The sequence below is a fragment of the Streptomyces sp. NPDC059456 genome, from assembly GCF_042750055.1.
Classification (GTDB): domain Bacteria; phylum Actinomycetota; class Actinomycetes; order Streptomycetales; family Streptomycetaceae; genus Streptomyces.
In genome coordinates, this window is sequence record NZ_JBHYVA010001160.1 from 1 (window position 1) to 1,073 (window position 1,073).

Genomic DNA, 1,073 nt, shown 5'->3' on the forward strand with positions numbered 1-1,073 from the left:
GGTCAGCCCTCCGCCGGGGCCCGGCCCGTCAACGCCGCCAGGCTGGAGCGGACATGGTTCATGTGCGCCCGCATCTCCTCCTGCGCCTCCGCGTGCTCCCGCAGGATCCGGTCCGTCTCACGGCCCGTGCGCTCCTCCTGCACCCCGGCCTCCGCCAGCAGCTCCGCGGCCCGCGCCTCCGCGTCCTCCTGCCCGTGCCGCGCCGTCTCCTCCGCCTCCGCAAAACCGCGCCGCGCCTCCGCCAGCCGGGCCTCCGCGAACCGCTCCAGCTCCGCGTGCCGGGCCTCCAGATCGGCCTCCAGGGCCGCAAGTTCCCGCTGCGCCGCGTCCCACCGCTCCACGTGCTCCTGCTCGCGGTCCGCCAGCAGCGCGTCCGACCGGCGCCGCATCTCCGTCAGCGCCGCCTGCGCCTGCGCACGCCACTCCCCCGCATCGTCCCTGGCGTCCGACCGGATCGCGTCGGCCTCCCGCTCCGCCCGCAGCAACCCCTGCCGCGCCCGGACCTCCGTCTGCTCGCGCACCGCCTCCGCGTCCTGCCGGGCCAGCTCCGCCACCCGGTCCGCGTACGCCTCCGCCGCGCCCATCACGTCCACCGCGTCCGCCCGCGCCTCCCGGCGCACGCTGTCCGCCTCCTCCTCCACCAGCAGCAGGATCCGCCGGGCCCGCTCGCTCAGCTCGTCGTACGTCTGCGGGGCCAGCGCCGCCACCGCCTCGCGCAGCCGGCCCGCCTCCGCCTCCATCCGCTTCGCCAGCACGGTCAGCCGCGCCACCCGCTCCCACGCCTCGTCCCGGCTGCCGGAGAGCCGGGCCAGATACCGGTCGACCTCGTCCACGCGGTAGCCGCGACCCCGTACGGTCGCAAAACCCGGTCCGTGAGGTGACATGGGTGCAGTCATCCTGGAAGCGCCTCTCTCGGGGGGATTCCTGTCAAGGATGCGCCATTTGCTCTCGGAAGCCGGAATGGGGGGGCGGGGGGGGGCGGCGCGGGGGGGGGCGGCCCCGCCCGCCCCCGCGCCCCCCCCGCCAAAAAAGACCGCCCACCCCCGGCACCGCCCCCCCGCCCCCCCCCCCGC

Annotated in this window: 1 protein-coding gene; it reads right to left on the minus strand. The window is 77.3% G+C overall.

Annotation, left to right across the window (positions count from 1 at the left end; genetic code table 11):
• Nucleotides 1-2: 2 nt before the first annotated feature.
• A complete protein-coding gene (locus tag ACFXA3_RS42920; protein ID WP_385197047.1) occupies nucleotides 3-884 on the minus strand; it encodes a cellulose-binding protein in 882 nt (293 codons plus the stop codon).
• Between the last annotated feature and the right edge of the window lie 189 nt (nucleotides 885-1,073).